This window comes from Chryseobacterium sp. ON_d1 (genome assembly GCF_006829085.1).
Lineage (GTDB): Bacteria > Bacteroidota > Bacteroidia > Flavobacteriales > Weeksellaceae > Chryseobacterium.
This window is the reverse complement of record NZ_BJTC01000001.1, coordinates 380,500-398,278: the sequence shown is the minus strand read 5'-3', so window position 1 is coordinate 398,278 and position 17,779 is coordinate 380,500. Positions and strand designations below refer to the sequence as shown.

The following is a 17,779-nucleotide window of genomic DNA, read 5'->3' as shown; positions in this document are numbered from 1 at the left end:
AAAATCAGGAATTAAAATTACCTTTTGATACATAAACCACTTTTTTAGTATCAAAAAATTCTTCATCAAAATAGTGTTTAAGATTGAAAATTTCACATTTAATTCCGGCAAGCTCTTCCGCAAGATCACCGCCTTTTAAATATAAAATTCCGTTATGTTTAGGGTTAAACTGTTCTTTTTCAAATTTTCCTTTCAGCCATCTTAAAAATTCCGGCATCTGGGTTACCGCTCTGCTGACCACAAAGTGAAATTTTTCTTTCAGTTTCTCTGCTCTTCCGTGGATAGCCGTTACATTGGTTAATCCCACTCCATCCGCCACAGCCTGAACTACACTGATTTTCTTCCCGATAGAATCAATCAAAGTAAATTCTGCCTCAGGAAACAGAATTGCCAGAGGGATTCCAGGAAAACCTCCTCCTGTTCCAATATCCAAAACTTTTGTTCCGCGTGCAAACTGCATCACTTTTGCAATTCCCAAAGAGTGCAGAATGTGCTTTTCATACAGCGATTCCATATCTTTTCTGGAAATCACATTGATTTTTTCATTCCATTCATTATATAGTTTCTCCAATTGGGAAAACTGTTCCTTCTGTTTTTCAGTAAGATCCGGGAAATATTTTAATAGTAACGATGCAGACATGTGAATTATTATAAACTGCAAAAATAAGTTTTATTTCTCTTGTATTCAAATCGACTTTCATGACAGCACCCAATCAGCACATCATTATTTCGCAATTCCCGGAATGACAGGTACACCGGGATTCCCGGACTGACTGACCGTCTGTACCGCAAAAATATAATTGTCTTTTGATAGCGGAATCTTAACAGAAAGTCCTGTTGTAAATATTTTTTTCTGCCAAACCGGACTGTCTGTCTCCCTGGCCAGTACATAATATCCCGCTGGCATTCCTGATTTTGGCTTTTCCCAGTGAAGCGTTGTGGAATTGGTCAGTTCTTTTACATCCATTTCCACTTTCTCAGGTTGGGAAGTGGATTTTGCAAGATTGGCAAGTACCGCAACATTGGCTGAAACATTTTTTTTCAAATACTTAAAATCTATAAATTCAGGAAGATCACCATATTGTTTATTATTTTCCACTCTGATATCCTGATGCTGATGATCATAATTTTCATAATACTCTGTCAATCTTACAGAAGGAAATCCGTTAACGACAAAACTGGTGTGATCACCCCCACGCAGGAATCTGTCATTTCTGTAGATCAGCTTTATCTCCAGCCCTTTTACGTACTGCTCCGTAATCTCTTTGATATAACGGGCCAGCTGTCTGGATTCACTGTCGTTTTCAAAACCCAGATTCCTGATGGCGATTGCTTTTTTGTCAAGATCTTTATAAGGCAGCCCTTCACTGAATACGCGAAGTATGCGGGTATTGACCTCTCCCGTTTCTCCTGCTTTGGGATTACCGATCATATCATTATTCAGAACAGCTTCCAGCTGTAGATTTTCTCTTTTAATCTTTTCAGAAAGCTGTTTAGAGCCCAATAACGATTGCTCTTCTCCGGAAAAAGCCACAAAGATGATGGATGCAGGAAATGAAGATTTACTCAATATTCTCGCAGATTCTATAACCGCACTTACCCCGCTGCCGTCATCATTAGCTCCGGATGCTATGGAAGTTCTGTTCATCACATCCGTCACTCTTGAGTCAAGATGTCCTCCGATCAGGAAAATTCTTTTGTCGTCCGGATCTGTTCCTTTCAGACAAGCGACAGCATTTCCCAGATTAACAGATTTATCCACCCTTTTTCCATCCGGCTGAATGTCTTCCTGCTGAAGATAGACTTCCATTCTGCCTCCGGAATTTTTAGCATAATCGTTGAATTTTTTAATCACCCAACTTCTCGCTGCGCTAATTCCCTGCTTAGGATCATCTGTGGAGCTTAAAGTATGACGGGTTCCAAAACTTACCATTTTTCCGATGTAAGATTTTAGCGAATCTTCATTCACCTGACTCACATATTTTTTCACTTCATCATCTTTTGATTGTTTCTGTGCGAAAACAGTACAGGAAACCAGCAATAAAAAAACGGAATATTTCATAGGATAGATCTTAGATTCTTTAAAGATACAAAACCCTTTGTTTCTGGAATATTTTTTATTTCATAATGAGACTCCATCCTGATTGACACATACCCAACTGCTCACATCAGGAAGAGAAATCAAAAGACCTTTTAACATCAAAACCTGACAAAAATCTTCAAAACAGCCCTACTTTTATTACTTCCACAAAACGTTTTTATTATATATTTGTTAAAATTCAAAAAATACATGGATAAACTTTCAGATAGAGTAAAAAGATTAGGATACTCACAGACATTTGTCATGTCAAACAAAGCCAGAGAAATGAAAGCCAACGGAATAGATGTGATCAGCTTAACTCTTGGCGAACCGGATTTTGATGTTCCGGACAATATCAAACAGGCCGCTTTCGATGCCATTAATCAGAATTACAGCCATTATTCTCCTGTTCCGGGATTTCTGGAACTGCGTGAGGCGATTGCTTATAAATTAAAAAGAGACAACAACCTGGAATATAAACCTACCCAGATCTGTGTTTCAAATGGTGCCAAGCAGGCCATTATCAATGTTCTCGCTGCTATCATCAATGATGGTGACGAAGTTCTTCTTCCTGCTCCTTATTGGGTAAGCTATGATGAAATGGTAAAAATGATGGGAGGCACCTCTGTGATTCTTCCGACATCTTACGTTACCGATTTTAAAGTGACTGCAGAGCAGCTTGAAGAAGCGATTACAGAAAAGACCAAAGCAGTACTTTTCAGTTCTCCATGTAATCCGTCAGGAGGTTATTACACCTATGATGAATTAAAATCTATCGCGAAAGTTATCGCAAAGTATCCTCAGATAACAATCATTTCCGATGAGATCTATGAGTATATCAACTACGAAACAAAAACGACATCTATCGCCCAGTTTCCTGAAGTATATGAACAGACAGCCGTGATCAACGGAATGTCGAAAGCATTTGCCATGACAGGATGGAGAATCGGATATTCTGCATGCCCGGAATGGCTGGCAAAAGCGTGTGAAAAGGTACAGGGACAGATGACGAGCGGTGCTAACACGATGGCTCAAAGAGCTTCTATTGTTGCATTGAGAACAGATCCTTCTGAATATAGATATATGATTGATGCCTTCAAAAAAAGAAGAGATCTTGTCTATGAATTAATCAAAGAAATTCCAGGATTTAAAGTAGTGCTTCCCAAAGCAGCCTTCTATTTCTTCCCTGATATTTCGTACTACATTGGGAAAACCCTGAACGGAACTGAAATTAAAAATTCAGATGATTTCGCCATGTTCCTGCTGGAAAATGCACATGTTGGCTGTGTTGGTGGATTCTCTTTCGGAAGCCCTGAATGTATCAGATTTTCTTACGCTGCTTCTGAGGAGGAATTAAGAGAAGCAATGAAACGAATCAAAAATTTATTGGAACAATTCAGTTAAAAAATTAATAACCCCAAATAAAACACAACAGCTATGAATCTGTTAAAAAAACTGACCATCGCCACAAGTATTGCCGCAGCAAGTTTTGCGGGATATGCTTTTGGCCAGGACTTTCAATGGAAAGAAGCCACTTCGAATGGCTACAAGTACAAATATGTAACCAATGACCCTACTTCCGCAAGGTACTATACTTTGAAAAACGGGCTGACGGTTATTCTGAGTCCTACGAACAAAGACCCGAGAATTCAAACGTATATTGCTACAAAAGCAGGCAGTAAAACCGACCCTGCTGATCATACCGGTCTCGCCCACTATCTTGAGCATATGCTTTTTAAAGGAACGAATCAATTCGGTTCTAAGGACTGGGCAAAGGAAAAACCGTTGCTAGACCAGATTGACGCTCTTTACGAAAAGTACAATCAGACCAAGGATGAAGCTAAGAGAAAAGAGATTTACAAAGAAATTGACAGGGTTTCAGGAGAAGCTGCAAAATTTGCCATCGCAAATGAATATGATAAAATGATGGCTGGCATGGGAGCTGACGGCACCAATGCCTTCACGTCTTTTGAACAGACCGTATACACAGAAGATGTACCGGCCAACGTTCTTGACAAATTCCTCGCTGTGCAGGCTGAAAGATTCAGAGAACCCATCCTGAGACTTTTCCATACAGAACTGGAAGCTGTATATGAAGAAAAAAACAGATCTCTTGATGATGATGGAGATAAAGTTTTTGATACAATGTTTGCCAATCTGTTTCCTAACAACAATTACGGAAAACAAACGACCATCGGTACGATTGAGCACCTGAAAAACCCTTCACTGAAGGCTATCAGAGAGTATTACAACACGTATTATGTTCCTAATAATATGGGGATCATCATGTCCGGAGACTTCAATCCGGATGAAGTGATAGCAAAGATCGACAAAGCTTTTTCCTACATGAAGCCTAAAACGATTCCGGAGTACAAAGTAGGACAGGAAAAAGCAATTACAGCACCGATTGTAAAAGAAGTGGTAGGACCGAATCCTGAAAATGTAATGCTTGGCTTCAGATTTCCGGGAGCTTCCACCAAAGATGCAAGAATGCTGAACCTTGTTGGAAACATGCTTACTAACGGGCAAGCCGGATTAATTGATCTTGACCTTGTAAAAAAACAGAAGTTACTTGGCGCTTATGCCGGATCTTATGCTTTAAAAGACTATTCCGTTTTACTTTTACAAGGGAAACCTACTGAAGGACAGTCTTTGGATGAAGTAAAAAATCTTCTTCTTCAGGAAATTGATAAATTGAGAAAAGGTGAGTTTTCCGATGATCTGATCCAGTCTATTGTAAACAATGAGAAGAAAGGGATCATTCAGAAGGATGAAAAATATTCGTCAAGAGCAAGTATCCTGATGGATGAATTTACTTCCGACATTGATCATAAAACATCCTTGGAATACGTAGACGAAATCTCCAGGCTTACGAAAAAAGATATTATGGATTTCGCTTCCAAATATCTTCAGAACAATAACTATGTTGCTGTTTACAAAAGAAAAGGAGAAGACAAGAGCATTGTAAAAGTTGATAAACCAACCATCACTCCGGTTTCCGTTAATAGAGAAGATCAGTCGCCTTTCCTTAAGAAAATTGATGAAATGCCTGAAAACCCTATCGCTCCGGTATGGTTGAATTATGATAAGGACATTGATAAAAACAAATTAGCAGGGGTAGACGTACTTTCTGTAAAAAATACAGATAACGCCCTGTTCAGAATGTATTATCATTTTGATTCAGGAAAATGGAACAACAAAATCCTTCCGTTGGCAGCAGAATACCTGCAGTATTTAGGAACGAAAGATAAATCTTCTGAAGTGATCAGTAAGGAATTCTACAAACTTGCCTCTAGCTTTAATGTGAGCGCAGGAAACGAAGAGACCTATGTATCACTGGAAGGTTTAAATGAAAACTTCGATAAAACAGTTGCCCTATTTGAAGATCTGATTAAAAACTGCCAGGCAGATCAGACAGCGCTTGATGCTTACAAAACAAGATTGAAAAAAGCCAGAGCAAATGCGAAACAGAACAAAGGAGTCATCATGTCCGGATTGAGAAGTTATGCGCAATACGGCCCTCAGAACCCCTTTAACAATGTATTAAGCGATGCTGAACTTGACGCATTAAAAGCTGAAGACCTGATCAGTGTTCTTCATGACCTGTTCAATTTCAAACATAAAGTACTGTACTACGGTCCGAAATCAGGTAACGAAGTGGTGGCTTCTTTAAAACCGATCCACAAACTTCCTGCAACTTTGAAAGATCTTCCTAAGTCAAAAACTTTTGTTCAGGTTCCGACAGACAAGAACAAGGTATTATTTGCCCATTATGACATGGTACAGGCTGAAGTTTTCTGGGTGAGAAATTCTGACCAGTACAATCCTTCTACGACTCCAACGGTAAGTTTATTCAATAATTATTTCGGAGGCGGTATGGGATCTATTGTTTTCCAGACCATCAGAGAATCTAAGGCACTGGCCTACTCTACATACTCTTATTTTGCACTCCCAGGCAAGAAAACAGATAAGGATATGATCATGGCTTATGTAGGAACACAGGCAGACAAATTCAATGAGTCTACCACAGCCATGAATGAGCTTTTAACAACGCTTCCGAAATCTGAACAATTATTCGAAACAGCAAAAAGCGGATTGAAAAAATCAATTGCCTCCGAAAGAATTACCCAGGACGGAATTATCTTCTCTTATCTGAAATCCCAAAGACTCGGGAATAACTTTGATATGAGAAAGACGGTATATGAACAGGCTCCAAAGCTGTCTTTTGCAGACATCAACACTTTCCATGATAAGGAAATGAAAAACAAGAACTATACCTATTGCCTTGTTGCTTCACAAGACAAAGTAAATGAAGCCGATATGCAGAAATTAGGGGAAGTAAAAAAACTTAATTTAACTGAAATATTTGGTTATTAAAATAAAACAAAAAGCCCTGATATCAGGGCTTTTTGATGTAACAACACGTCAAAAACAATTATAGATTTTATTTATCAATATTTGTTTGTTCGATAGATGAATCTTTTATATCTTTGCATAAGAAATTTAAATATAAAAACAGAAAAATTATGTCTTTAGTAGGAAAAAAATTCCCGAATTTAACAATTGACGCAATGTCTGAAATGGGTGACGATCTTAAAATCAACATCCTTGATGAAGCAGTAAACAACCAGCAAAAAGTTCTTTTATTCTGGTACCCTAAAGATTTCACTTTCGTATGTCCTACAGAGCTTCACGCTTTCCAGGAGGCTTTAGGTGAATTCGAAAAAAGAAACACTAAAGTAATCGGTGCATCTTGCGATACTAACGAAGTACACTTCGCATGGTTGAACACTCCAAAAGATAACGGAGGTATTGAAGGAGTAACTTACCCACTTTTAGCTGATACTCACAGACAATTGGCAAACACTTTGGGAATCGTTGATCAGGATTTCGAATATGATGAAGATGGAAACGAAGTTTTCACAGGTTCTAACGTAACATACAGAGCAACTTACCTTATCGATGAAACTGGAAAAATTTTCCATGAAGCGGTAAATGATATGCCATTAGGAAGAAACGTAAAAGAATTCTTAAGACTAATCGATGCTTACACTCACGTTCAAAAACATGGTGAAGTATGCCCTGCAAACTGGGAAGAAGGAAAAGATGCAATGAAAGCTGACAGAACTTCTACCGCAGAATACTTAGCAAAGAACTAATTCAATTTAACAATCTAATAATTTAACAATGTAGCAATGTATCGGCGTAGCAATAAATATTTTTTATTGGTACATCGAGACACTATTAAATTGTTACATTGTTAAATTTTAATTCTTAAAATTTAACTTATGTACACAGAATTAACCGAAGATACATTACAAAATATAGTAAACGACAACGAAAAAGTAGTTGTTCAGTATGGCGCAACATGGTGCGGAAACTGCAGAATCATGAAGCCTAAATTCAAAAAATTAGCTTCTGAAAATGACTCCATCCCATTTTTATATGTAGATGCTGAGAAACTTCCTGAAAGCAGAAAGTTAGCAAAAGTAGACAACTTACCTACTTTCGCCATCTTTAAAAACGGTGAATTGGTAAACCAGGTTCAATCTAACCAGGCAGAAAGTTTAATCAACCTCTTTAATGAATTAGCATAATGAAATTACCCGTAATCAGACAGTTTTATCAGAATCAGACTCCTGAAAATCTTGAAAAAACATTAGAAGTTCTGGAAAGCTTCTGCGAATTCAGAGGAACAAGCGAAGAAGATCTAAATGTTGCAGGAGAATTGATTACCAACATCTGCGGAGCTTTAGAAGTTCATGCCAACGTTCAGAACGGAATGAGTGAAAAAGACGCTTTAAACTCTTTTGCCCAAAAGGTTTTGGGATCAATCGACAAGTAATATTCTGCGATTATTCCTAACCGAAGAATTAAAAAACACAAAATACAATACCTGAGGTTTTCCTCGTTACTATACTTTTTCTATTCTTTAAGAATCTTTTATTTCAACTGCAAAATGTACTTCAAGGGACTAAACGGTCATATGGAGCTGGAAGTTGTATGGAAAATTTTAAAGAATAACCAATAAAATCCCGGTGATATTTTTCATCAGGATTTTTTGGGTTTAAATTTCAGAACACAGATAACACTAATATCTTCACAAATTTCACAATACAATAACTAGAATTTATTCATTACATCCGTAATCATCTGTACAAATCCGTGAAATCCGTGGTTATAAAATAGATTTTAAATCATTATACGTTTTGGATAAAGCCTTTGGTTGGAATGTATTTATGTAAACGGGATAAGCCCGTTCCTATTGAATTCGTGTCATTCTTGAATTCATTTGCATCATAAGTGTTAAAAAGAAGAATCCCGATGAAAGTATCACCGGGACTATATTTTGAAAGATAAAATCTATCTATAAATTATTAGTTTCTTCTGCTCATCAGAATACTCAGAATGTACCAGAATAAAAGCATAATTGAAGCAAAAAGCTGCAATGCCGCTCCCACATACTGATTCGTACCATAAGAATCTTTCAGTTTACTTGTCTGATACAGAATGGTAGCTGAGGCCAGGATCACCATTCCTACTGAAAACCATAATCCAAGGTTAAAACCAAAGATCATTCCTCCTACAATCAGTCCGATAGAGATAAACCCACCGATTACAATGATATTTCTTAAGAAAGAAAAATCTCTTTTGGAAGTGAATGCTACAGCAGAAATACCTGCAAACATGGCAACAGTTAGAGTAGCAGCCTGAAAGATCACATTAGCCCCACCTTCAATATTAGTAGCAATAAAAAGCAGAGGCATAAAGATAATGGCTTCCAGCAGAATATAAAATCCTAACCCTAAATACTGAGTAGATTTACTTTGTGAAAGAGACCATTTTGAAGCTAAAACAGAAGCTAACCAGAAAACTCCGATAATCAACAGCCAGATATATCGCTGACCGAACATCATCGCAATAAGTTCTGCCGGAACCGTTTTCAATAATATTGTTTCCACTCCAATAAATGCAAGTATTGATAAAGCAACATGCAAATACGTCTTCTTGTAAAAATTCGCTTTCTCCACTTCCGAAGAATGAGCGACTAAAACATCTGTCATCATAGTTAATATTTTTTTAGTTAATCAAAAATAAAATTGAAGCCTTATTTCACAGGCAATACCCCAAGGATTTTCCCATTATCTTCAAAGACAGCAGCAATAACTTCCTTAGAAGATTCTCCTGCATATTTATATTTAATACTGGGATGATTGATTCCGTCCATTGTTTTATAATATCCGGCCTTTAAGACTTCAAGCTTTTTATTGGGATCAATACCATCTTTGACCTTTTTAAGTACATCATCAGTCACAATTTCTTTTACCTTATCAGAAATCAGTCCATCAATAGTTTTTCGGTCAGAAGCCTGTAAAGCCTCAACAAATCTTTGGAAATTATCATTATACAAAGTGATCTTATCCTTACTTATGGTAGCCTGCACTTCCTTTTGCGGACCGTTTTCAATCTTTGCACCTGTTACTTTCTGTGCAAAAACCAACTGTCCACCCAAAATAGCAAGCCCTAGCAATAATTTTTTCATAGTATCCATTTTATTTTTGGTGAAATAAGTGATGGAAGATACGAAAATCAGACCAGTTCTAAAAATTTCATTGTATCTACATTATCCGCATAGGTATCAAGGTCCGGATTTTGCGCTTCTCCAAACGGAACAGCACTCAAGCCCAACTCCTCTTTTGCTACCACACACTGGATATTTTCTTCATTTTCTGCAATGAAGTGTTTCACATCATCCAGGGATTCATATCTGCTGAAATTGATTACTGAAAGCGGACTGAAAAGTTTATCATCCTCCTTCAGCATCACAAAATTATTATCCCAGAATTTATCTTGGTTTAGAAGATAAACCGCTCTGTTATAGTCATAATTATTAGCATATTTATTATGATTGATAATATCCTGGAATCCCAAGAAGTTCTCAAACAGCCTGTCAATCACAAAATCCTGCGGAATAAAAATCCGCGTTACATTGCGGCATCCTAATCCGAAATACTGGAAAATGTCTTTTGCCAGCAATTGCAGCTCTTCATTTGTCTCATCACCTTTCAGTACCGCAACAGAAGTTCTGTTTTTACGGATAATGCTGAGATGATTCTTGAAATAATATTCCAGATATCTTGCCGTATTATTGCTTCCAGTGGCAATAACTGCATCAAAGTTCTCTAATTTTTCTACAAACTCAAAGGAAATATTTCCGCCAGAAAACTCATTCCACTTCTTTAATAAAAACGGAATCAGATATTTATCTTTTGAAGACAGCTTAATAACAGGAATATGATGGCTCAAAACTACTGAAATGACATCATGAAGTCCTACCAAAGGAATATTTCCCGCCAAAATAAGTCCAACTCTTTTTGAAGTTTTAGAGATTGAATAATTTCCTAGCCAGTTTTTAATCTTTTCTTCAGTAAGAAGATCAGCCCATTGCGTCAAAGCAAATTTCTGATTATCAACAGTAAACCACGGATTCTCTATTTCAGACCTTTTTAACAATAATTCAATATCGGCATCATCTTCATTGTGATCTTCCGGTTTCTTCGCTAAAAACGCTTTTATATAATCGCTTAACTTAATAAGTCCTAAAACTTGATTTTCGGTATTCATAATTACTTTAAAATTGGGGAATATTTTGTAATTTTGTGCAAATTTAAAAAAAATTAGCGATGGCTATTAAAATAACTGATGAATGCATTAACTGTGGGGCTTGCGAACCAGAATGCCCAAACAATGCAATATATGAAGGAGCTGTAGATTGGAAAGCTTCTGACGGTACGGCTCTTCAAGGTACCATTACTTTGCCGTCGGGACTTACTGTAGATGCCAATGCACCACAGGAACCTGTAAGTGATGATGTATATTTCATTGTAACAGATAAGTGTACAGAATGCAAAGGATTCCATGAAGAACCTCAGTGTGCGGCTGTATGTCCTGTAGACTGCTGTGTTCCTGACGAAGACCATGTAGAATCTGAAGAAGCGCTGCTTAATAAAAAAGCATTCTTACACGGCGAATAAAAAAATTTCCGTCTCATGATCTGTGAGACGGTTTTTTTGTCCAACAATCCCAACTTAACCAAAAAATAAAGCTAAAGGAATTTCAAATCCGGAAGCAACCAAAAAATAAAAATATGAGCAAAAAGCACAACTTCAGCGCAGGACCATGTATTTTACCACAGGAGGTATTTGAAAAATCAGCACAGGCTATTCTGGACTTTAACGGAATTGGATTGTCTCTTCTTGAAATTTCTCACAGAAGCAAAGACTTCGTTGCTGTAATGGATGAAGCGCGTGCCATTGTAAAAAGATTGATGAATCTTGGTGATGATTATGAAGTACTTTATTTAGGAGGAGGTGCCAGCCTGCAGTTTGCAATGGTTCCTTACAACCTGATGAAAGTAGGTGGAAAAGCAGCTTACCTGGATACAGGAACATGGGCAGCCGGAGCCATCAAAGAGGCAAAAAAAGTAGGTACGGTAGATGTGGTAGGTTCTTCAAAAGAAGAAAACTATTCCTTTATTCCTAAAAACTATACGGTGGGCTCAGAATATGATTATTTTCATTGTACTTCCAACAATACCATTTATGGAACTCAGATGAAGACTTTCCCTGAAGTGGATACCCTGATGGTTTGCGATATGAGCTCTGACATTTTTTCCAGACAGCTTGATTTTTCTAAATTCGATCTGATCTATGCCGGGGCACAGAAAAATATGGGGCCTGCAGGTGTTACATTAGTGGTAATAAAAAAAGAAATTCTTGGTAAAACGGGAAGAGAAAATATGTTTTCTATTTTGGATTACTCCCAGCACATCGCTAAAGAATCCATGTATAATACTCCACCAGTATTCCCTGTATATGCATCATTACTTACCCTTCAGTATCTTGAAAGAAATGGAGGTATTGCTGCTGCAGAACAGAGAAATGAAGCTAAAGCCAAGCTTTTATATGATGAGATCGACAACAACCCTTTATTCGAAACTTTCTGCGTAAAAGAAGACCGTTCATTGATGAATGTTTCTTTCAGAATTACAGATGAAAATAAGAAAGAAGAGTTTGACAATGCTTGGAAAGCTGCGGGAATCAGTGGATTGAACGGACACAGAAGTCTTGGCGGGTACAGAGCAAGTTTGTACAACGCTTTACCGATTGAGAGTGTACAGGTTCTGGTAGATGTAATGAAATCTATCAAATAAATTAAAAATAAAAAATTCAAAGATTGAAAGATATAAAATCAGTTCATTTAATTTTACTAATTTGCGCCCCAGTTTTAAAATTTTGAAATATTTAACTCTTTCAATCTTTAAATCAAATAATTCATGAAAGTTTTAGCAAACGATGGTATCTCAAAAGCCGGAGAAAATGCTCTGAAAAAAGCCGGAATTGAAATTCTGGACAATAGAGTGGCTCAGGATCACGTTATTAATTTTATAAACGATAATAATGTGGACGTTCTTCTGGTAAGAAGTGCAACGAAAGTAAGACAGGATCTTATCGATGCATGTCCCGGCCTTAAAATTATCGGACGAGGGGGTATCGGGATGGACAATATTGATGTAGAATATGCCAGAAGTAAAGGGATCAGAGTAATCAATACCCCTACTGCATCTTCAAAATCGGTTGCTGAGTTGGTTTTCGGACATTTCATTTCACTGGCGAGATTTCTGCATGAATCCAACAGACTGATGCCGCTGGAAGGAGAGACCCATTTCAATGCAATGAAAAAATCATTCGGTAATGCGTATGAACTTTCAGGAAAAACATTAGGAGTAATCGGCTTTGGAAGTATTGGCCAGGAAGTTGTGAAAATAGGAATTGGTTTGGGAATGAAGGTCACTGTTCTGACAAGAAGCCCGAAAACAGAAGTTCTTACCCTGAACTTTTTCGACGGACAGTCAGTCAATTTTGAAATTACTTCCACCAATGATATGAATGCATTCCTTAAAAATGCAGATTTTATAAGTATCAATACGCCGAGAACGAACGAATATATTATAGACACCCCCCAGTTTGAAAAGATGAAAGACGGAGTCTATATCGTGAATACTGCAAGAGGTGGCGTCATCAATGAAGTAACATTGATTGATTTTATCGAATCAGGAAAAGTAGCCGGAGCGGCATTGGATGTTTTTGAAAATGAACCGAACCCGGAATTACCTTTACTGATGAATCCTGCCCTATCCCTTTCACCCCACGTTGGAGGAAATACAGTGGATGCACAGGAGAAAATCGGTATCGAACTTGCGGAACAAATTATTAAGCTACAAAAAGAAACTATAAGATAAATATGCCTGTTTTTAAACCTTTCCGTGGAATAAGACCTCATAGAGACTTTGAGAGCACTTTCCCTACCCATCCACTGGATAATTTCACCCAGGAAGAGATTGCAGAGAAAGCTCAAGTTGAAAATACTTACATCAATATGATCAAACCATATGTCGTAAGTAAATCTAAAGATATTGACCGGAATCTGAGAAAAATCCGTTCTACATTTGAAGAACTTCTGGAAGAGAAGAAACTCGTTCAGGACAATTCAGCCTATTATCTTTATGAGCAGATCTACCCCAACAAACAGGTGTTCAGAGGACTTCTGGGATTAGCGAGTATTGAAGATTTCTGGAATGGAAAAATCAAACGACATGAAAGTACCATTCCTCAGAAGAAGGAAAAGCTGGCTCATTATCTTGAGAAAGTAAATTTACAGGCTGAGCCTGTGCTTCTTACCTATCCTGCTAACTCAAAAATCGAGTTGCTGATGAATCATGAGGAAAAAAATGTTCCCATCTTTAATCATGTTGACTCTATCGGTATCAGACATAAAATATGGAGAATAGATAACCGTCTTAAACTTCAGCAGTTTAAAGAAGTGATTGATCAGATAGACTCTTTTTATATTGCCGACGGACATCACAGAATTGGCTCTACTGCATTGAACGCAAAACGTCATAAAGATAAAAATAAAAGACATAACGGCACAGAGCTTTATAACTTTGTATACAGTTTTATCGTTTCCAACCAATCCATTAAAATTCATGATTATAACAGAATTTTACATGACCTGAACGGTATTTCATCCGAAACGTTCCTGAAAGAACTTGAGCAGTACTTCCTCATTCACGAAAAAGGAGAAACACCATACTACCCTTCTCAAAAGTTCCACATTTCGATGTATATGGACGGTAAGTTTTATTCTCTTCACGTAAAGCATGATCTTCGTTCCAAGGAAATGTCTCTGGACAATCTGGATCACCACCTTTTAGACAAGTATATTTTCAAAAATATTCTGAAAATTGAAGATCCGGACAGCTCTGAGCTTATTTCTTATGTAAAAGGAACCTCCAATATCAACGGAATCAATATTTTAAAAGAAAAAGTGGATAACGGTGAAGGTAAAGTCGGTTTCGGAATTTATCCTGTAAGTTTTAATGATATGATTAAAATTTCAGACTTAAAACTAAGCATGCCTCCGAAATGTACATTCATTGAGCCAAAATTGATTACAGCCTTAGTAATGTATGATATGAAACCTTAATAATTTCCTATTTTTTCCCTAATTTTATCAATGGAAAAAGAAAGGTAAATAATAAATGAAAAAAATATTCATTATACTTCCACTCTTTTTGAGTGGATTTTTATTTTCTCAAAAAAAGCCACAAAAAAATCCGGCAAAAAAAGGAATGGTTGCCAAATTCAATTATCATGATGAGTTCAGAAAAATTTCGGATGAAATTATGACCAACGGCGCTGCTTATGAAAATCTGGGAGAGCTTACCAAAGGAATCGGACCACGTTTCAGTGCCACACCAGGGTATGCAAAAGCCGTAGAATGGGCAGAAAAAAAATTTAAGGAAATCGGCATAAACATGATCTGGAGGCAGGAAGCCAAAACCCCGGTTTGGATCAGAGGAAAAGAATCCCTGCAGATAAAAGCCGGAAACGGAGACTGGAAAAATATCAGGATGCTTTCTTTTGGAAACTCCGAAGGAACAGGCGGCAAAGACCTGACAGGTGAAATTGTTTTAATTAATTCCACTTCGGAGCTTAATGCCATGTCAATAGGCCAGTTAAAGGACAAAATAGTTTTTGTGAATGTTCCTATAGATCCTAAAATCATCAATACCAGTGATTCCTATTTACAGACCGCAAAATCAAAATTAATTTCTGCCTCTGTCATCGCTAAAACAGGTGCCAAAGCATTAATTATAAGATCATTGACAACAGCCAATGATGATACTCCGCATGCCAAAATGATTTACTACGAACCGGATGATAAAATTAAAATTCCGGCTTTGTCTATCGGGGTAAGATCTGCGGATGAATTGGAGAAAACCCTGAAAAGTCAAAAAGTTACCGCTAAAATCAATATGACCGCACAGTCTAAAAGCGATACCACCAATCCCAATATCATTGCTGAAATTCAGGGCAAAAAAGATTCTAAAGTAATTGTTTTAGGTGCCCAGCTTGATTCCTGGGATGTTGGCGAAGGCGCCATTGATGACGGAACAGGTGTTGTGCAGTGTATTGAAGTTTTAAGGACGTTAAAAGCGCTTGGATACGAAAATAATCACACCATCAGAGTAGTTTTGTATGCCAACAGTGAAAACGGAGGACAGGGCCGCGAAATGTACGCCGCTTATGTAAAAAAGAAAGAGGAAAAACATGTATTTGCTTTAGGAACTGATGCCGGAGGATATTCTCCACGAGGATTTTCTTTGGATATGTCTCCTCAAAGAAGGAGGCTGATCTATCCATGGAAAGACTATTTCCTTCCTTATGGTGTTTATGATTTCGATCAAACAGAAGCAATACAGGACATCTCTCCTTTAAAAAAACTTGACATACCCTTAGCAGAACTTGTTGTAGATACACAAAGATATTTTGATTATCACCATTCCGAGCAGGATACCTTTGATAAAGTAAATAAAAGAGAGCTTCTTCTGGGTGCCGTTGCAATGACACAGTTAATTTTTATGATTGATAAAAATTGGTAAACAATGAAAAAGATAGTAGCAACTTCGTTATTGCTTTTTGGAATGGCTGTCTTTGGCCAGACCAAAGATGATTCCATTCAGTTCAGAAAAATCTCTACAGAAATCCTGAACAACGGAAAAGGATATACTGAGCTGAGAGAACTTACAAAAAATATCGGACACCGTTTAAGTGGATCTGAAGCTTACGAAAAATCAGTAAAATGGGCTGAACAAAAGCTTCGTGATGCCGGAGCTGATAAAGTCTGGCTTCAGGAAGTGATGATCCCGGTATGGGTAAGAGGAAAAGAATCCCTGCACATCCAAACCGGTAACGGAAAATGGAAAAAGATCAAAATGCTTTCGCTTGGCAACTCTGAAGGAACCGGAGGAAAAGATATCTCAGGAGATATTATTATGGTAAAATCACTGGAAGAGTACGATAAGCTTCCTGCTGAAAAAGTAAAAGATAAGATTGTATTTTTCAATTACCCTTTTAACCAGGGAAATGTACAAACGTTCATTTCATATCGTGAAGCAGGTGCTTACAGGAGAACTGCCGCTTCTTTAACCGCAAAAAAGGGGGGCAGATTTACTATTGTAAGGTCACTTTCTTCCGCATTCGACGATGTACCCCATACCGGCAATATGCGCTATGATGAAAACATTCCCAAAGTGCCGGCGGTAACCATCGGAAATACTTCAGCTGATGAACTCGAGGCATTATTGAAAAAACAAAAAGTAACCGCTAAACTTAATTCCAACTGTGGAATGAAAGGGGAGAAACTCTCCCACTCTGTCATTGGTGAAATCACCGGAAAAAAAGACCAAAACATCATTGTAGTTGGAGGGCATCTCGATTCCTGGGATGTAGGGGAAGGTGCTCATGATGACGGAGCAGGTATTGTGCAGAGTATTGAAGTATTGAGAACCTTTAAAAAATTAGGAATACAAAATAACCATACCATCCGTGCAGTTTGTTTTGCCAACGAAGAAAATGGCACAAAAGGCGGAAAACAATATGGCAAAATCGCCAAAGAAAATAATGAAAAACACATATTTGCCATAGAAACAGATGCAGGAGGCTTTTCACCGCGGGGAATTTCTCTGGAAATGAATGAACCTCAAAGAAACCAGATCAAAAGCTGGGTCACCCTGTTTCTGCCTTATGGAGTCTATAATTTTGAGGGAAAATATTCCGGATCAGATATTGCTCCGCTTCACGAAATGGGAGTTCCTACCGCTGAACTGGTTCCTGATCCGCAACGTTATTTCGATATTCACCATACTGAAGAGGACACTTTTGAAAAAGTCAACAGAAGAGAACTGCTATTGGGTTCTGCGGTGATGACACAACTTATTTATATGATTGATAAAAATTGGTAAACAATGAAAAAGATAGTAGCAACTTCGTTATTGCTTTTTGGACTGACTGCTTTTGGCCAAACCAAAGATGATTCCATCCAGTTCAGAAAAATCTCTACAGAAATCCTGAACAACGGAAAAGGATATGCTGAGCTGAGAGAACTTACAAAAAATATCGGACACCGTTTAAGCGGATCTGAGGCTTACGAAAAATCAGTAAAATGGGCTGAACAAAAGCTTCGTGATGCCGGAGCTGATAAAGTCTGGCTTCAGGAAGTGATGATCCCGGTATGGGTAAGAGGAAAAGAATCCCTGCACATCCAAACCGGTAACGGAAAATGGAAAAACCT

Annotated in this window: 16 protein-coding genes and 1 pseudogene; 12 read left to right on the top strand and 5 right to left on the bottom strand. The window is 37.7% G+C overall.

Annotated elements, in window-relative coordinates; all coding sequences use genetic code 11:
* Nucleotides 1-4 precede the first annotated feature (4 nt).
* Entirely contained in the window at nucleotides 5-640 is a 636-nt protein-coding gene (gene rsmG / locus CRS_RS01705; protein ID WP_142722357.1) for a 16S rRNA (guanine(527)-N(7))-methyltransferase RsmG, read from the bottom strand.
* An 84-nt stretch (nucleotides 641-724) separates the two neighbouring features.
* Nucleotides 725-2,062, bottom strand: coding sequence for a M28 family peptidase (locus tag CRS_RS01700; RefSeq protein ID WP_142722356.1), 1,338 nt, complete (start codon nucleotides 2,060-2,062; stop codon nucleotides 725-727).
* 228 nt (nucleotides 2,063-2,290) lie between these two features.
* On the opposite strand from CRS_RS01700, the gene CRS_RS01695 reads away from it, so the two are divergent.
* From CRS_RS01695 to CRS_RS01675, 5 genes are all read left to right on the top strand, one after another.
* Nucleotides 2,291-3,484 (top strand): pyridoxal phosphate-dependent aminotransferase, encoded by a 1,194-nt coding sequence (locus CRS_RS01695; protein ID WP_142722355.1) that lies wholly within the window; start codon nucleotides 2,291-2,293, stop codon nucleotides 3,482-3,484.
* Between the two features lie 33 nt (nucleotides 3,485-3,517).
* Nucleotides 3,518-6,457 carry a pitrilysin family protein gene (locus tag CRS_RS01690; RefSeq protein ID WP_142722354.1) on the top strand — a complete coding sequence of 980 codons (2,940 nt, stop codon included), beginning with the start codon at nucleotides 3,518-3,520 and terminating at the stop codon, nucleotides 6,455-6,457.
* Between the two features lie 149 nt (nucleotides 6,458-6,606).
* Nucleotides 6,607-7,239 (top strand): peroxiredoxin, encoded by a 633-nt coding sequence (locus CRS_RS01685; protein WP_103235396.1) that lies wholly within the window; start codon nucleotides 6,607-6,609, stop codon nucleotides 7,237-7,239.
* Between the two features lie 129 nt (nucleotides 7,240-7,368).
* Nucleotides 7,369-7,677, top strand: coding sequence for a thioredoxin family protein (locus tag CRS_RS01680; RefSeq protein ID WP_034698499.1), 309 nt, complete (start codon nucleotides 7,369-7,371; stop codon nucleotides 7,675-7,677).
* Entirely contained in the window at nucleotides 7,677-7,925 is a 249-nt protein-coding gene (locus tag CRS_RS01675) for a hypothetical protein (RefSeq protein ID WP_002980002.1), read from the top strand. Before CRS_RS01680 ends, CRS_RS01675 begins: the two co-directional genes overlap by 1 nt.
* A gap of 532 nt (nucleotides 7,926-8,457) precedes the next feature.
* On the opposite strand, the gene CRS_RS01670 is transcribed toward CRS_RS01675, so the two are convergent.
* The 3 genes from CRS_RS01670 to CRS_RS01660 are packed head-to-tail and all read right to left on the bottom strand — an operon-like array spanning nucleotide 8,458 to nucleotide 10,705.
* Nucleotides 8,458-9,147, bottom strand: coding sequence for a Bax inhibitor-1 family protein (locus CRS_RS01670; RefSeq protein ID WP_142722353.1), 690 nt, complete (start codon nucleotides 9,145-9,147; stop codon nucleotides 8,458-8,460).
* A 41-nt stretch (nucleotides 9,148-9,188) separates the two neighbouring features.
* The gene (locus tag CRS_RS01665; RefSeq protein WP_228451149.1) at nucleotides 9,189-9,623 is read right to left on the bottom strand and encodes a peptidylprolyl isomerase; all 435 of its coding nucleotides are present in this window, start codon (nucleotides 9,621-9,623) and stop codon (nucleotides 9,189-9,191) included.
* A 47-nt stretch (nucleotides 9,624-9,670) separates the two neighbouring features.
* Nucleotides 9,671-10,705: an acyl-CoA reductase gene (locus CRS_RS01660; RefSeq protein ID WP_142722351.1), complete on the bottom strand. Its 1,035-nt coding sequence runs from the start codon at nucleotides 10,703-10,705 to the stop codon at nucleotides 9,671-9,673.
* 59 nt (nucleotides 10,706-10,764) lie between these two features.
* Here CRS_RS01660 and CRS_RS01655 point away from each other — a divergent pair, with 59 nt between their 5' ends.
* The 7 genes and pseudogenes from CRS_RS01655 to CRS_RS01625 all read left to right on the top strand — a co-directional run.
* Entirely contained in the window at nucleotides 10,765-11,115 is a 351-nt protein-coding gene (locus CRS_RS01655) for a 4Fe-4S binding protein (protein ID WP_002980006.1), read from the top strand.
* A 113-nt stretch (nucleotides 11,116-11,228) separates the two neighbouring features.
* Complete coding sequence (serC, locus tag CRS_RS01650; RefSeq protein ID WP_142722350.1) at nucleotides 11,229-12,293, top strand: 3-phosphoserine/phosphohydroxythreonine transaminase; 1,065 nt, start codon at nucleotides 11,229-11,231, stop codon at nucleotides 12,291-12,293.
* Between the two features lie 123 nt (nucleotides 12,294-12,416).
* Entirely contained in the window at nucleotides 12,417-13,382 is a 966-nt protein-coding gene (locus tag CRS_RS01645; protein ID WP_142722349.1) for a D-2-hydroxyacid dehydrogenase, read from the top strand.
* Nucleotides 13,383-13,384: 2 nt separating this feature from the next.
* Nucleotides 13,385-14,629, top strand: coding sequence for a DUF1015 domain-containing protein (locus CRS_RS01640; protein WP_142722348.1), 1,245 nt, complete (start codon nucleotides 13,385-13,387; stop codon nucleotides 14,627-14,629).
* A gap of 55 nt (nucleotides 14,630-14,684) precedes the next feature.
* Entirely contained in the window at nucleotides 14,685-16,088 is a 1,404-nt protein-coding gene (locus CRS_RS01635) for a M28 family peptidase (RefSeq protein ID WP_142722347.1), read from the top strand.
* Between the two features lie 3 nt (nucleotides 16,089-16,091).
* On the top strand, nucleotides 16,092-17,450 hold the full coding sequence (locus CRS_RS01630) for a M28 family peptidase (RefSeq protein ID WP_142722346.1): 1,359 nt from the start codon (nucleotides 16,092-16,094) through the stop codon (nucleotides 17,448-17,450).
* A 3-nt stretch (nucleotides 17,451-17,453) separates the two neighbouring features.
* A pseudogene (locus CRS_RS01625) lies at nucleotides 17,454-17,779 on the top strand (peptidase M28); the annotation flags it as partial.

What these genes read in the sequence shown, in the direction of transcription:
- rsmG (WP_142722357.1), bottom strand. Translation starts at nt 640, where the DNA reads ATGTCTGCATCGTTACTATTAAAATATTTCCCGGATCTTACTGAAAAA.
- CRS_RS01700 (WP_142722356.1), bottom strand. Translation starts at nt 2,062, where the DNA reads ATGAAATATTCCGTTTTTTTATTGCTGGTTTCCTGTACTGTTTTCGCA.
- CRS_RS01695 (WP_142722355.1), top strand. Translation starts at nt 2,291, where the DNA reads ATGGATAAACTTTCAGATAGAGTAAAAAGATTAGGATACTCACAGACA.
- CRS_RS01690 (WP_142722354.1), top strand. Translation starts at nt 3,518, where the DNA reads ATGAATCTGTTAAAAAAACTGACCATCGCCACAAGTATTGCCGCAGCA.
- CRS_RS01685 (WP_103235396.1), top strand. Translation starts at nt 6,607, where the DNA reads ATGTCTTTAGTAGGAAAAAAATTCCCGAATTTAACAATTGACGCAATG.
- CRS_RS01680 (WP_034698499.1), top strand. Translation starts at nt 7,369, where the DNA reads ATGTACACAGAATTAACCGAAGATACATTACAAAATATAGTAAACGAC.
- CRS_RS01675 (WP_002980002.1), top strand. Translation starts at nt 7,677, where the DNA reads ATGAAATTACCCGTAATCAGACAGTTTTATCAGAATCAGACTCCTGAA.
- CRS_RS01670 (WP_142722353.1), bottom strand. Translation starts at nt 9,147, where the DNA reads ATGATGACAGATGTTTTAGTCGCTCATTCTTCGGAAGTGGAGAAAGCG.
- CRS_RS01665 (WP_228451149.1), bottom strand. Translation starts at nt 9,623, where the DNA reads ATGAAAAAATTATTGCTAGGGCTTGCTATTTTGGGTGGACAGTTGGTT.
- CRS_RS01660 (WP_142722351.1), bottom strand. Translation starts at nt 10,705, where the DNA reads ATGAATACCGAAAATCAAGTTTTAGGACTTATTAAGTTAAGCGATTAT.
- CRS_RS01655 (WP_002980006.1), top strand. Translation starts at nt 10,765, where the DNA reads ATGGCTATTAAAATAACTGATGAATGCATTAACTGTGGGGCTTGCGAA.
- serC (WP_142722350.1), top strand. Translation starts at nt 11,229, where the DNA reads ATGAGCAAAAAGCACAACTTCAGCGCAGGACCATGTATTTTACCACAG.
- CRS_RS01645 (WP_142722349.1), top strand. Translation starts at nt 12,417, where the DNA reads ATGAAAGTTTTAGCAAACGATGGTATCTCAAAAGCCGGAGAAAATGCT.
- CRS_RS01640 (WP_142722348.1), top strand. Translation starts at nt 13,385, where the DNA reads ATGCCTGTTTTTAAACCTTTCCGTGGAATAAGACCTCATAGAGACTTT.
- CRS_RS01635 (WP_142722347.1), top strand. Translation starts at nt 14,685, where the DNA reads ATGAAAAAAATATTCATTATACTTCCACTCTTTTTGAGTGGATTTTTA.
- CRS_RS01630 (WP_142722346.1), top strand. Translation starts at nt 16,092, where the DNA reads ATGAAAAAGATAGTAGCAACTTCGTTATTGCTTTTTGGAATGGCTGTC.